Origin of the sequence: Delftia sp. UME58, assembly GCF_014170385.1 — a bacterium.
In the GTDB taxonomy this organism is placed as follows: domain Bacteria; phylum Pseudomonadota; class Gammaproteobacteria; order Burkholderiales; family Burkholderiaceae_C; genus Comamonas; species Comamonas acidovorans.
The window spans coordinates 22104-36178 of sequence record NZ_LZZV01000042.1; the positions used below are offsets into that span (position 1 = coordinate 22104).

General features: G+C 68.9%; 10 protein-coding genes and 1 pseudogene. 6 read left to right on the top strand and 5 right to left on the bottom strand.

Annotated features, from left to right (window positions below; translation table 11 throughout):
* Nucleotides 1-31 precede the first annotated feature (31 nt).
* The 5 genes from A9976_RS11850 (at nt 32) to A9976_RS11870 (ending at nt 6947) form a co-directional block, all read left to right on the top strand.
* The gene (locus A9976_RS11850; RefSeq protein ID WP_183019171.1) at nt 32-2950 is read left to right on the top strand and encodes a ligase-associated DNA damage response DEXH box helicase; all 2919 of its coding nucleotides are present in this window, start codon (nt 32-34) and stop codon (nt 2948-2950) included.
* A gap of 16 nt (nt 2951-2966) precedes the next feature.
* On the top strand, nt 2967-3707 hold the full coding sequence (gene pdeM / locus A9976_RS11855; RefSeq protein WP_220808619.1) for a ligase-associated DNA damage response endonuclease PdeM: 741 nt from the start codon (nt 2967-2969) through the stop codon (nt 3705-3707).
* A gap of 122 nt (nt 3708-3829) precedes the next feature.
* Complete coding sequence (locus A9976_RS11860; protein ID WP_183019173.1) at nt 3830-4447, top strand: hypothetical protein; 618 nt, start codon at nt 3830-3832, stop codon at nt 4445-4447.
* A gap of 144 nt (nt 4448-4591) precedes the next feature.
* Nucleotides 4592-5635, top strand: a complete 1044-nt coding sequence (locus A9976_RS11865) for a transporter (protein WP_183019174.1) — start codon at nt 4592-4594, stop codon at nt 5633-5635.
* Between the two features lie 94 nt (nt 5636-5729).
* Entirely contained in the window at nt 5730-6947 is a 1218-nt protein-coding gene (locus A9976_RS11870) for a Fic family protein (protein WP_013802964.1), read from the top strand.
* A gap of 10 nt (nt 6948-6957) precedes the next feature.
* On the opposite strand, the pseudogene A9976_RS11875 reads toward A9976_RS11870, so the two are convergent.
* Nucleotides 6958-7321: pseudogene (locus A9976_RS11875) on the bottom strand (tripartite tricarboxylate transporter permease); the annotation flags it as partial.
* 351 nt (nt 7322-7672) lie between these two features.
* Here A9976_RS11875 and A9976_RS11880 point away from each other — a divergent pair.
* Nucleotides 7673-8623, top strand: a complete 951-nt coding sequence (locus tag A9976_RS11880) for a transglutaminase family protein (RefSeq protein WP_183019175.1) — start codon at nt 7673-7675, stop codon at nt 8621-8623.
* A 36-nt stretch (nt 8624-8659) separates the two neighbouring features.
* On the opposite strand, the gene A9976_RS11885 is transcribed toward A9976_RS11880, so the two are convergent.
* From A9976_RS11885 to chrA, 4 genes are all read right to left on the bottom strand, one after another.
* Nucleotides 8660-10819 (bottom strand): TonB-dependent siderophore receptor, encoded by a 2160-nt coding sequence (locus A9976_RS11885; protein ID WP_183019176.1) that lies wholly within the window; start codon nt 10817-10819, stop codon nt 8660-8662.
* Nucleotides 10820-11139: 320 nt separating this feature from the next.
* Nucleotides 11140-11826, bottom strand: a complete 687-nt coding sequence (locus A9976_RS11890) for a B3/4 domain-containing protein (RefSeq protein WP_183019177.1) — start codon at nt 11824-11826, stop codon at nt 11140-11142.
* An 84-nt stretch (nt 11827-11910) separates the two neighbouring features.
* Entirely contained in the window at nt 11911-12738 is an 828-nt protein-coding gene (locus A9976_RS11895) for an AraC family transcriptional regulator (RefSeq protein ID WP_183019178.1), read from the bottom strand.
* A gap of 13 nt (nt 12739-12751) precedes the next feature.
* On the bottom strand, nt 12752-14075 hold a 1324-nt coding region (gene chrA, locus A9976_RS11900; RefSeq protein ID WP_259649187.1), incomplete at its 5' end, for a chromate efflux transporter.

A 14075-nucleotide genomic window follows, 5' to 3' on the forward strand; every position in this document is an offset into this window, starting at 1 on the left:
ACCCGTGACCCCACCCTTGACGCACCGCGCCATGGCCACCCGTTCCCTCCACCCCCTCGCCACCGCCTGGCTTGCCGCACGGGGCTGGAAGCCCTTTTCCTTCCAGCGCGCCGTGTGGAAGGCACTGGCCCAGGGCCACAGCGGCCTGCTGCATGCCACCACGGGCGCAGGCAAGACCTATGCGGTCTGGCTGGGCGCGCTGCAGGCCTTTGCGCAGGCCTCCAAGGCGCCTGCCCAGGCCCCTGTCCAGGACCCTGCCCAGACCCCATCCAGCAGGAGAAAACCCGCCGCCACGCCGCTGACCGTGCTGTGGATCACGCCCATGCGCGCCCTGGCGGCCGACACGCTCAAGGCGCTGCAGACGCCCTTGCAGGCGCTGGCCCAGGGCCATCCCGCGCTGGCGCGCTGGACCGTGGGCGCACGCACGGGCGATACGGGAAGCGCCGAGCGCAGCGCGCAGTCGCGCCAGCTGCCCACCGTGCTGGTCACCACGCCCGAGAGCCTGTCCCTGCTGCTGGCGCGGGCCGATGCGCGCGAGCTGCTGGGCTCCGTGCGCCTGGTGGTGGCCGATGAATGGCACGAGCTGCTGGGCAACAAGCGCGGCGTGCAACTGCAGCTGGCCCTGGCGCGGCTGCGCGGCTGGAGCCCGCAACTGAGCGTCTGGGGCATGTCGGCCACGCTGGGCAATCTGGACGAAGCCATGCAGACCCTGCTGGGCCTGGACGACCATGGCCAGCCGCGGCCCGGCGTGCTGGTCCAGGGCCAGGTGGACAAGCGCCTGGTGGTGGACACCTTGCTGCCCGACCGGCCCGAGCGCTTTTCCTGGGCCGGCCACCTGGGCCTGGCCATGCTGCCGGCCGTGGTGCGCGAGCTGGAGGCCACGGCAGGCTCCACCTTGGTCTTTGTGAATGTGCGCTCGCAGGCGGAGCTCTGGTACAAGGCGCTGCTGGAGGCCCGGCCCGACTGGGCCGGCCTGCTGGCCATACACCATGGCTCTCTGGACCGGGCTGTGCGCGAATGGGTGGAGGCCGGGCTCAAGGCCGGCACGCTCAAGGCCGTGGTCTGCACCAGCAGCCTGGACCTGGGCGTGGACTTCCTGCCCGTGGAGCGCGTGCTGCAAATCGGCTCGGCCAAGGGCATTGCGCGGCTGCTGCAGCGCGCGGGCCGCTCGGGTCATGCGCCGGGCCGGCCCTCGCGCATCACCCTGGTGCCCACGCACAGCCTGGAGCTGGTGGAGGCCGCCGCCGCCCGCGCCGCCGTGCGCGCGCAGCAGGTGGAAATGCGCGCCAGCCCCCGCCAGCCCGTGGACGTGCTGGTGCAGCACCTGGCCACCGTGGCCCTGGGCGGCGGCTTCGTGCCCGATGAGCTGTATGCCGAAGTGCGCCGCACCGTCGCCTACGCCGGGCTGGCGCCTGCGGTCTGGCAGTGGTGCCTGGACTTCGTGCACCGGGGCGGCCCCTCGCTGGCCGCCTATCCCGACTACCAGCGCGTGCGGCCCGACGGAGAGGGCCTCTGGCGCATGCCCGACGCGCGGCTGGCGCGCAGGCACCGCGCCAACATCGGGACCATCGTCAGCGACGCCAGCATGAGCGTGCAGATCCTGCACGGCGCGCGGCTGGGCAGCATGGAAGAGAGCTTTCTGTCGCGCCTGTCGCCCGGCGATGCCTTTGTCTTCGCGGGCCAGGTGCTGGAGCTGGTGCGCATCGAGGACATGACCGCCTACGTGCGCCGCGCCGCCAGAACGCGGCCCACCGTGCCGCGCTGGGCGGGCGCGCGCATGCCGCTGTCCACCGTGCTGGCCGACTTCGTGGTGCAGCAATTGGCGCTGGCGTCGGCGGGCGACTACCACTCGCCCGAGCTGCGCTGCGTGCGCCCCTTGCTGGAGGTGCAGCAGCGCTGGTCGGCCCTGCCCACGCCCGGCACGTTGCTGGCCGAAACCCTGTGCACGCGCGAAGGCTGGCATCTGTTCCTCTACCCCTTTGCGGGCCGCCATGCCCATACGGGGCTGGCCAGCCTGCTGGCCTGGCGCGCCGCGCAGGGCGAGACGGGCACCTTCTCCATCGCCGTCAACGACTACGGGCTGGAGCTGCTGAGCGCTACCGAGCGCGACTGGGCCGCGATGCTGCCCGAGCTGCTGCGCGCCGAGCCGGCGCAGGCCGTGGCGGCGCCCGGACGTGTCTCTGCCACGGAGGCGGGCGCCATGCGCAATACCGCCAATGCCGACCGCCACTGGGACCAGGCCGCCGACGACGCCCATCTGACCGGCGAGGACGCCCATCACGCCAGCCATGCCCGCCACGCCCTGCTGCACGAGGTGCTGGCCAGCCTCAATGCCACCGAGATGGCGCGGCGGCGCTTCCGCGAGATCGCCCGCGTCTCGGGCCTGATCTTCCAGAGCCACCCGGGCGAGCGCCGCAGCGCGCGCCAGCTGCAGGCCTCGGCCCAGCTGTTCTTCGAGGTCTTTCGCAAGTACGACGACAGCAACCTGCTGCTGCGCCAGGCCGACGAGGAAGTCCTGAGCCAGGAACTGGACGTGGCCCAGCTGCTGGCCGCGCTGCGCCGCATGCAGGCCCAGCAGCTGGTGGTGAGCGCGCTGCGCCGTCCCAGCCCGTTTGCCTTTCCGCTGATGGTGGAGCGCTTTCGCGAAAAGCTCACCAACGAGCACCTGGCCGACCGCATCGCGCGCATGCTGGCCCAGCTGCACGAGGCGGCAGACGCCGGCGGTGCAGCCAGCGAGCCGCGCACGCAGGACCTGGTCCCGCCCGATCCACCGCTGCGTCCACGGAAAAAGCCCAAGGCAGACCAGCCCCCCGCCGTGGACGAGGATACGGCCGCCGTGCGCCGCACGCTGGATTTCTCGCTGCAGGCCACCGATGGACCCGAGGCCGATGCCGCCAGCCGCCGCCCGCGCCGCGTGCGCAAGCCCTCGCGGCCCTTGCCGCTGCTGTAGAACCATTGCACCGCTGATGAAAGGCCACGCACCGTTGCCAAGTCCTGTCTCCCCCGACGCCCTGGCCGGCAGCCTGGGCATCCTCCTGGCGGGCGAGCCCGTCCACCTGCTGGCCCAGCACGCCCTGTGGTGGCCCGCCCAGGGCACGCTGTTCATTGCCGACCTGCACCTGGGCAAGGCCGCCACCTTCCGCGCGCGCGGCATTCCCGTGCCGGCCGGCACTACCCAGGGCAACCTGGACCGACTGTCGGCCCTTCTCCTGGGCCTGCCCGTGCATCGACTCGTGGTGCTGGGGGACTTCCTGCACGCGGCCGAGGCGCGCAACCCCTCGGTGCTGGCGGCGCTGGCCGGCTGGCGCAGCCGCCATCCGGCCGTGGAACTGGTCCTGGTGCGCGGCAACCATGACAGCCATGCGGGCGACCCGCCGCCTGCGCTGGGCATGGCCGTGGTCGATGAACCCTGGCGCCTGGGCCCGTTCGCCGCCTGTCATCATCCCCCGCAGGCCCCGCAGGCCCCGCAGGCCCCGCAAGCACTGCAGGCCGCGCCCTGCCATGTGCTGGCCGGCCATGTCCACCCCGCCGTCGTGCTGCGCGGCCCGGGGCGCGATGCCCTGCGCCTGCCGTGCTTTGCCGTGCACCCGGGCTTCACCCTGCTGCCGGCCTTCGGCCTGTTCACCGGCATGGCCAGCCTGCCGCCCGGGCCGGGCCGCCAGTGCTTTGCCGTGGGCGGAGGGCGGGTCTGGGCCGTTCCCGGCTGAGGGGCGGGATGTAATCAGGCGTAATTTTCTGAAGGATCGTTGTTCCCTACAGTGCGCTTGCGCACGCACGGCGGGGCAGCAGAAAGCGCCGCAGCGCTTTTTTGATCCATCAGGAGAGATGCATGGGCGTTCAACTCAACTTCGTCAATCAGTCGAACGACGCGAACAACTCGCAGATCGTCATCTTCCAGAAGAACGTGGCCAGCGATTTCGAGGAGCTGGCCGTGGCCTGGCGGGTCATCAAGTACTGCGGCCAGGGGGACAACCATCCGTTCACCTTCCCGCTGGGCCTGCAGGTCGGTGCCAGCGACAGCTATGGCAACCACACGCCCCAGCTGGAGGCGCAGTTCGGCCAGCAGTTCCAGCTGTCCCTGAGCAGCTGCGGCGATCGCCTGGCGCCCGCAGGCTATGGCGCAAGCTCCAACGAAGTGCAGGTGCTCAACTCGCTGCCCCGGGGCGCCATCAATGCCAGCTGTTACAAGGACGGCCGGCTGCTGGCCGTCAAGACCGCGATTGCCCCCCAGCAAAAGGCCGTCTTCGAATTCAAGCCCTCCATCTGGATCGGGGTGGTCTCGCAGATCGAACAGGGCCAGGTCATGAACTCGGCCATCCTGGGCGACATCAACACCGAGATCTCCCTGCTGGGCATCTCGCGCGCCGACATCGTGATGCGCGGCGGCGGTGCGGGCGCCGGGTCCACGCCGTTCTCGTTCACGCTGGAGAACGTCGTGATGTGCTGAGGCCCGCCCCGCCCCCGGACTGGGGGGCAGGCACTTCGGATGACGACTCCGTGACAGTTGTCACACCTCTGTCATGGAGGCGGCCAAGAATCCCGCACTTGTCCGGCCCGCGCAGGCCACTCCCCGCAGGTGCCTGACCCATCCATGACTGACGCAGCCTCCCCCCTGGCCCAGGCCAATGAAGACGCAGGCCTGATCTGCGGATGGCGGTTTTTCTGCGACACGCAGCGGCGTGTGGAGGCCATGACGGCGCAGTCGGCCGCGCAGTGGCTGGGCGCGGAGCGTCCGCTCACCGAGCCCGGCCGGCGCGACTTCCTGTGGCTGCACTTCAACCTGGCCAATACCCAGTCCCTGCGCTGGCTGCAGCGCCACGCCGCGCTGCCCGAAGTCTTCTACGCCACGCTGCGCGAGGGCCTGGCCTCCACGCGCATCGAGCGCTCCGATGACTCCCTGGTCGCCGTGCTCAACGATGTGAACTTCGAGTTCAACTTCGAATCGGCCGACATCGCCACGCTGTGGATCTGCCTGGACGAGCGCCTGGTCGTCACCGCGCGCACCCAGCCGCTGCGCTCGGTCGATGCGCTGCGTGCCGGCGTGCGCCAGGGCGACAGCCCCGCCAGCACGGCCGAGCTGCTGGAACACCTGATGCGCACCCAGGCCGACGTGCTGGTCAAGGTGGTGCGCGAGACCACGGCGCGCGTGGACGACATCGAAGACGCCATCATCGCGCAGCGCTACCACCATCCGCGCGCCCACCTGGGCCGGCTGCGCCGGCTGCTGGTGCGTCTGCAGCGCCTGCTGGCGCCCGAGCCGGCCGCGCTGTTCCGCCTGCTGCAGCAGCCCCCCGCCTGGATGGGCGAGGACGACCGCCGCGGCCTGGCCGCCGCCAGCGAGGAGTTCTCGCTCATGCTGCGCGACATGCAGACCCTGCAGGACCGCATCAAGCTGCTGCAGGAAGAAGTGGCCGCCGCCGTGAACGAGGACAACAGCAACAGCCTCTTCGTGCTGACCGTGGTCACCGTGCTGGCCCTGCCCATCAACATCCTGGCCGGCCTGTTCGGCATGAACGTGGGCGGCATACCGCTGGCAGAGCACGAGCACGGCTTCTGGATCGTGGTGTCCATCGTGATCGCCTTCACCGTCATCGCCGCCTGGCTGGCGTTTCGCAAGAAGCGGTACAGGGATTAGGGGACGTGTCAGGGAATCTTGCAGAAGAACTCGCAAAATATCTCGCACCAAACGGATTTCATCTATATAAATCAGCTGCTTATATAGGTGATCAATGTCGCAAGAATTCCTGCTCTACGACCATCCTGCCCAGATGGAGCCGCTGCTGCCGGGGGAACACAAGCTGGGCCCTTTGCTGGAGCTCTCCCATGACCTGATCAGGCTGGGTGAGCGGCTGGCCGGCCGCTACCGACCAGACACATTGCCAGGCCTGCGTCGGCTGCTTCGGGCTATGAACTCGTATTACTCGAACAGGATCGAGGGGCAGCACACCTTTCCGCTGGATATCGAGCGCGCCCTGCACAACGACTATGCGCAGGACGAAGACCAGGCCCGCCGTCAGCGATTGGCGCTGGCGCACATGGCCACTGAAGAGCAACTGGAGTACAGGTCCACGCAATGGACGAATGCGCAGGTCTGGACCCCCCAGATGCTGGCCGATATCCACCAGGATCTCTTCGCCCGTCTGCCCCAGGCCGATCTGGAGGCCGGCGCCCTTGGCGACGATGCCATCGAGCCGGGTCGATGGCGCACGCGGGAGGTTAGCGTGGGCAGGCATGCGGCGCCTGCAGCGGGGCAGTTGCCATTTTTTCTGGACCGCTGGTCGAGCTTCTACTCCGGCGTGCGCCGTGGCGAGTTGCAGTTGGTGGCCATGGCCGCTGCGCACCAGCGCCTGGCCTGGATCCATCCGTTCCGGGACGGCAACGGGCGTGTGGCCCGGCTGCATTCACATCTCGTACTAACCCACATGGGCCTGAGCAATGGTCTGTGGTCCCCCCTGAGGGGGTTCGCACGGTCGCAGGAGCGCTATTACGCCTTGCTTGCCGCCGCAGACGAGCCGCGTCGTGGTGACCTTGATGGCCGTGGCAATCTGACCGAACTGGGGTTGATCGACTGGATCGCATACGTGCTGGAACTGTGCATGGACCAAGTGAGCTTCATGGAGGGACTTCTGTCGCTGGACGGCATGAAGGAGCGCATGGCGGCATGCCTTGCCTATGAGGAACGGGTGGTGCGCCAAGGCGTGCGCAGCGAGGCATTGCGCGCATTGCACTATCTTTTTGCGGCCCAGGCGGAGATGGATCGGGCCGACTTCAAGGCCATGCTGGGGTTGGGTGACCGGTTGGCCACCGCCCAGGTATCGGCACTGCTCAAGCGCGGCCTGCTGGAGACGGATTCACCGTATGGAAGAGTGCGCCTGGGCGTGCCGCTGCACGCCCTGCGTTTTTACTTCCCCCGCCTCTGGCCGGAAGCGGAGGCTGATTCGCTGTAGACGGCTCCTCTCAGGCCGCCACAGCCCTCGCCCCGAACGCCATCGCCCGCAGCCTGCCCAGCAGCGGCCACGCCAGCATCAGCAGGGCCAGCGTGGTGATGGCTCCGGTCAGGCCGTTGTGCCAGAAGATGCCCGGCGCGCCCTGGCTGGAGAGCATGCTCTGGCGGAAGGCGTCTTCCATGCGGTCGCCCAGCACGATGGCCAGCACCATGGGTGCCAGCGGATAGTCGAGCTTCTTGAAGACATAGCCGCCCACGCCGAAGACCAGCATGAGCCAGATGTCGGTGGCGTTGCCGTGCACGTTGAAGGCGCCGACGGCAGGCCATGAGGATCATGGGCGCGACGATGGAAAACGGCACGCGCACGATGGCGGCGGGACAGGCCGGGGGCCTGGGCTTCGGTGGCGGGGCGGGACTCGGTGGCCGCTATGGTTGGCTGGACCGGGGCCGTGGCATGGGAAATGGGCGGGGAAAGGTGGATGGCGGTGTCCATGGCGCGGCTCCCCGCTTGGCGGCGGCCACGCTGGCCGTCATGACGCCGGCCTTTGCATCCCGGCGGGCTGGCGACCGGCCTGTCCGTGGAGCTTGCAGGGCGGGCCAGGCGCCTGCCGGGCGCACGCGCTATCCTGCTCCAAGCACTACAGGCTTTTCAGCAGGTGCCTACGGCCTGCGGGCGCGGCTGCCCGCACCATGGTGCCGATCAGACACACCAACCAGGGGCAATCAATGGCCAACGCAGCGATCAGGCTGCAGATCCAGCTGGATCTTGCTTATGACATCCGCGATCCGGCCGGGGCCGACTTCGTGTTCAACATCCATGCGGCCCACACCTCGCACCAGACGGTGGAGAACGAGCGTTTGGTGCTCAGCCAGCCCGTGGAGTCCGACATTGCCACCGAGCCCGCCACCTCCACCCGCTTCATGCGCCTGCATGCCAACCCAGGCCCCCTGCACCTGACCTACACGGCCACCGTCTGCATCGCGCACCACCGCGAGGATCCGGCGGCGCTGGGCGAGGTTCCGGTGCGCTGCATCCCGCTGGAGGTCCTGCCGTACATCTACCCCAGCCGCTACTGCCAGTCCGACCGGCTGATGCAGCTGGCCTTTCGCAATTTCGGCCAACTGGCGCCCGGCTATTCGCGCGTGCTGGCCATACAGCAGTGGGTGCAGGAGCTGGTGACCTTTGCTTCGGCCACCAGCAACTCGTCCACCTCGGCCGTCGATACCCTGGTGGAGCAGGTGGGCGTGTGCCGCGATTTCACGCACCTGATGATCGCCCTGTGCCGTGCGCTGAACATTCCCGCCCGCATCGCCACCGGCACGGACTACGGTGCCGACCCTGCGCTGGGCCCGCCCGATTTCCATGCCTACGTGGAAGCCTACCTGGGCGACAGGTGGTATCTGTTCGATGCATCGGGCACGGCCATTCCCATGGGCTTCATGCGCTTTGGCACGGGCCGTGACGCGGCCGACGTGGCCTTTGCCACCATCTTCGGCAACGTGGTGGCCATGGCCCCCATGATCCACACACAGGCCCTGGAAGACGAGCACAGCCAGCTGCCCCGGCTGTGCAGCGAGGCGCTGTCGACCACCGCGCCTTCGCCCGCCGTGCTGTCGGGCTGCGCATCGTTTGGCAGCACGGCGGACCGAAGGAGCTTCAGGCAGCTGCCTGCCTGAGCTGCCTGCGCTGTGAAAGGCGCGCGGCGGCGGTCCTCAGAAGCGGTGCGTTCCCGTCACCGCAAAGGTGCGCCGCTGGCCGTAGAAGCAGTCGCCGCGTGCCAGGCACTGCGTGATCTGCACCTTGTCGGTCAGGTTGACCACGTTGAAGGCCAGGCGCCATGGGCCGGCGTCATAGGACACCATGGCATCCAGCAGGGTGGCAGAGGGCGTGTCCACCAGGCTGGTGCCCGTCCACTGCGAACCCGTGTAGCGCACGCCCGCACCCAGGCTCCAGCCGCCGCGCCCTTCGCTGGCAAAGCGGTGTGTCAGCCAGGCCGACGCCGTGTGGCGCGGCACGCTGGTCACGCGCTGGCCCTGGTCGCCGCCATTGCTGCGCGAAATGACGGCGTCGGTGTACGCATAGGCGAGCGTGGCGTCCCAGTGGCGGGCCAGGCTGGCGGTGAGCTCGGCCTCGAAGCCGTTGACCTTGACCTCGCCGATCTGCAGGCTGTTGAGCGGGTTGGCCGGGTCGGTGGTCTTGCGATTCTTCTCGCGCAGCGTGTAGACGGCGGCAAAGGCCGACAGGCCCTGGCCCGGTGGCTGCCATTTCACGCCGGCTTCCCATTGCTCGCCGCGCTGGGCCTTGTAGGGCGTGCCGTAGACATCCACGCCGCCCAGCGGCTGGAAGGACTCGGAGTAGCCCAGGTAGGGCGCCCAGCCACCGTCCATCTGGTAGGTGGCGCCTGCGCGCCTGGTCCAGGCCTTCTCGTCCACGGCGGAGGCGGGCCGGCCTTCGGTATCGGTCTGGGCGCTGTCGTGGCGCAGGCCCAGGGTGGCGGTCCAGCGGCCCCACTTGATCTGGTCCTGGGCGTAGAAGCCCAATTGCTTTTGCGACACGCCCGGCTGGCGCACCAGCTGCGAGGCCGTGGGCGGCGTGAAATTGCCGTAGACGGGGTTGTAGACGTCAAACGGCGCGGTCAGGCCGCGCCAGGTGGACTGGCTGGTGCTGTTGCGCTGCGCATCCATGCCGGCCAGCACGGTGTGCTCGGCCGTGCCCCAGCGCAGCCGGCCTTCGAGCTGCGTGTCGATCACCAGCATGCGGCCGCCGTTGACCTGCCAGGAGGCATCGCGGTAGACGCTGCGGTTGTCGGGGTTGAAGACCGGGCGCGCAGGGCGGCCCTGGCCGGGGATGGCGGTGAAGCTGGTGTAGATGGAGCGGTAGTCCACGTCGCTGATGGTGCGGCGCAGGTTCTGGCGCACGGTCCAGTCGGCGTTCAGGCGGTGGCTGAACAGGTAGCCCCAGGATTTGTTCTCCGTGTCGAACGAGTCCCAGCCGGGCTCGCCGATGAAGGTGCTGGTGGGAATCTGGCCGTAGGGGCTGGGCAGGCGCGTGCCCTGCCAGGGGAAGAAGCCGATCAGCGAGCCGCTCTTGTCCTTCTGGTAGAGCGCCTGCAGTGTGAGCGAGGTATCGGCGCTGGGCCGCCAGGTCAGGCTGGGCGCGATGACCAGGCGGTCGTCGTTCACATGGTCCACCTGGGTGCCGCTTTCCCGGCCCACGGCCACCAGCCGGTACAGCCACTGGCCGTCTTCGGTGACGGCGCCGGTCAGGTCGGTGGCGATCTGCTTGCGCCCGTAGCTGCCCATCTGCACCTGCACCTCGCGCAGCGCCTCGGCCTGCGGGCGCTTGCTGGTCAGGTTGAGCACGCCGCCCACGCTGCCCTGGCCGTAGAGCACGGAAGAGGGTCCGCGCAGGAACTCCACGCGCTCCAGCGTGTAGGGGTCGGGGCGGCTGGTGTTGTAGGTGCCGTAGGTGCGCAGCAGACCGTCCTGGTACTGGCTCACGCTGCCGCCGCGTGCCGAGAAGCTGTCCACGCGGCTGTCAAAGTAGTTGGACACCACGCCCGCGCTGTAGGCCGTGGTCTGGCGCAGCGTCTGCACGCCCTGCGCCTCGAACTGGTCGCGCGTGACCACGCTGATGGCCTGGGGCGTCTCGATCAGCGGCGTGTCGGTCTTGGTGGCCGAGATGGCGCGCTTTGCGGTGAAGCCCACCACGGGGCCGGTGGGATTTTCCTTCTCGGTGCCTGCGTTCACGGTGACCGGGGCGAGCGTGGCCTCGGGAACATTTTCAGGCTGGGCCTGCGCGTGGGCTGCGCCGCACAGGGCAAGCAGGGCGGCATGCGCAACTGCCGTGCGCGAGAGTCTTTGGATAGGCATGGTCAATGGTCGAGAGCTGGGAAACCTGTGCCGTGGGGCGTGCTCTGGGTGCGTCGGCGCTGCTGCCGGCCTGGGACCAGCGGCGCAGCCTGTCGTGGCGGGTGCGGATTCTAGAATGACAATGAGAATGATTTCTTTTTCTTTTCATTTGTATGTAGCATGCAACGCATCAGTATCATTTTGATAGCGAAAAAGCATGTCTTGAAGAGATCTGCGAGTCGATGTGCAGGGCGGTGCGATACGCGTGCGGTCTTGCTTGCGGGAAGTCCGCGCAGCGTGTTAGCCCCTTTCACGCCGGGGCGCCAACGGCCCCGGTCGCCTCAGGCCTGGGCGGCCTGCAAGGGGTTGCTTGGGTGTGAAACGGCCTCGGGCCACAGCCGCCCGGCCGCCGCATGCAACTCTTGCACCAGCTGCCGCGTATCCGCCTTGCCCGTGGCGTGCAGCGCTTCGGCCACGATCAGCGCATTGACCGTGGATTCGCGCACTGCCGAGTGGCCGCTTTGGCGGTTGCACCAGCGCCGGGCGTGGGCGCGGCCAGCGGTGTCGGCAAAGATGATTTCGCCGGGCTCGGGATATTCGATCTCGCCCGAGAAGGTCTCGTAGACCTCGCTGCCGGTTGCGGGGCGCACCAGCAGGCAACCGCTGATGCGGTCCAGGTCGAAGACGGCCACGGGAATGGCAAAGGCCACCGAGGCCGCATTGCACAGGTCCACCAGCGGATGCAGGCCCGGCAGATCTCCTTCCTTGCGCAAGCGGCGCAGCAGGGCCTCGGCGGCGCAGCGGTATTGCGTGGGCTTGAGGCCCATCCTGGCAAAGCCGCGCCGCCAGGCCTGAATGGATGGCAGTTCGCTTTCCGGGGTGCAGGCCAGGTTCTGCCTGGCCTGTGCCATGAAGGGGGCGATCACGGCGTGTGCGGGCACGTCGGGTGACAGGCCGCGCAGCAGCAAGGTCTGCGAGGCCAGTTCAGGAAAGTCGCGGGGGATGGAGGGTGAGTAGGAGAACTGCAAGATCAGGCCTTGTGAGTGGAGAGGGGGTGTGATCTCCATCCTCGCCAAGCCGGTTTGCGTGGTCTTGAAAGAAATTGCAGCGCGTCACGCAGCGCAGGCCTTGGCTGCCCTGGCGTAGAAGCCGGGCGCCATGCCGAAGCTGCGCACGAACAGGCGCGTCATATGGCTCTGGTCGGCAAAGCCGCTGTGCGCGGCGGCCTCGGCCAGCGGCATGCCGCTGGCGATGAGTCCGCGTGCCCGGTGCAGGCGCCGCTGCAGCAGATAGGCATGCGGAGTCATTCCCGTGGCGCGCGCAAAGGCACGCAGGAACTGGTAGCGGCTCAGGCCGGCCTCCCGGGCCAGGGTTGCCAGGGTCAGCGGCGCACCGGGGTCGTCGTCCATACGGGCGCGGGCCAGGGTGATGGGTGCCGGTGCGCGCGGCGCCGGGGCAGGGCGCTGCAGCATGCCGCCCAGCAGTTGCAGCAGTGCTTCGTCCAGGTCCAGAGCGTCAGTTGCCTCGCCGCTGCCGGTCATCCTCCGGTACAGGGTTTGAAAGAGCGCGGCCATGCGCGGGTCGCGCACGGCGGGCTGGCGGAACTCGAAGCCGGCCGCCGGCCCGGCGCCATCCATGTCCGCCATGAGCGCAGCCACTACCGTGGGCTCCAGGTAGAGCATGCGCCATGCGCGACCGCCATAGCCCAGGGGCATGCCGTCATGCAACTCGCCGGGGTTGACCATGATGAGGTCGCCGGCCTCGGCCTCGTAGAGGCCTCGCCCGCTGGCGGACTTCTGCGCGCCACGCTCGATCAGGCCGATCCCGTACTGCTCGTGGGTGTGTCGTCCAAAGTGCCGCGCCGTGTCTGCGGCCACGGCCTCCACGCCTGCGGTGCGGCAGCGCAGCCAGCTGAAATGCCCATCCGTGCTCGAAACCATGCCGCAGCCTTTCCTACCCAACCTGGCGCACCAGCGTGATCGCCAGGCCTGCCAGCCCCGCGCCTACCACCACGGGGATCACGCCGACCTTCCAGCGCAGCAGCGCGGCTGCGGCAGCCAGGCCCAGCAGTGCGGACGGCCAGTCGAAGTGGCCATCCAGGCCCCGGGGCCACAGCACGTGCCAGGCAAAGAACACGGCCAGGTTGGCGATGACGCCCACCACGGCGGCCGTGATGCCCGTCAGCGGCGCGGTGAAGCCCAGCCTGCCATGGGTGGACTCGATGAAGGGGCCGCCCAGCAGGATGAAGGCGAAGGACGGCAAAAAAGTGAAGAAGGTCACGACCAGGGCGGCGGCGGCGCCGGCCGGCAGCAGCGCATCGGGGCCGAACACCTGCGTGCTCCAGCCGCCCAGGAAGCCCACGAAGGACACCACCATGATCAGCGGCCCCGGCGTGGTCTCGCCCAGGGCCAGCCCGTCCATCATCTGCGTGGCCGTGAGCCAGTGGTAGTGGTCCACGGCGCCCTGGTAGAGGTAGGGCAGCACGGCGTAGGCGCCGCCAAAGGTCAGCAGCGCCGCCTTGGTGAAGAACCAGCCCATCTGGGTGAGCGCGCCCTGCCAGCCGAAGGCGGCGGCCAGCAGGCCCAGCGCCAGCGCCCACAGCCCCAGGCTGGTCGCCAGCACCTGGCTGAAAAAGCGCCAGCTGAACCGTGCATGGGCCGGTGCGGGCGTGTCATCGTCGATGACGGCCGGGCCGTGGCTGCCGCCGCGCGGGCCGTGCCCGCCCGCAGGGGCGAAGTGGCGCGGCGCCAGCCTGCCCCCCAGGTAGCCCAGTGCGCCGGCCGCCAGCACGATCAGCGGAAAAGGCAGCTTCAACGCGAAGATAGCCACGAAGGCCGCCGCAGCAATGCCCCACAGCCAGCCGTTGCGCAAGGTGCGCGAGCCCACGCGCCAGGCCGCATGCACCACCAGCGCCGTCACGGCCGGCTTGATGCCATAGAAGATGCCGGCAATGGCCGGCACATGGCCGAAGGCCACATAGATCCAGGACAGGGAGATGAGCAGCAGCAGCGAGGGCAGCACGAACAGCCCGCCGGCCACGATGCCGCCCCATGTGCGGTGCAGCAGCCAGCCGATATAGGTGGCCAGCTGCTGCGCCTCGGGGCCGGGCAGCAGCATGCAGTAGTTGAGCGCATGCAGGAAGCGACCCTCCGAGATCCAGCGCCGCCGCTCCACCAGGTCCTCATGCATGATGGCGATCTGCCCGGCCGGCCCGCCAAAGCTGATGCAGCCCAGCTTCAGCCAGTAGCGCAGGGCTTCGGCGCGGGTGGGCGGGAGG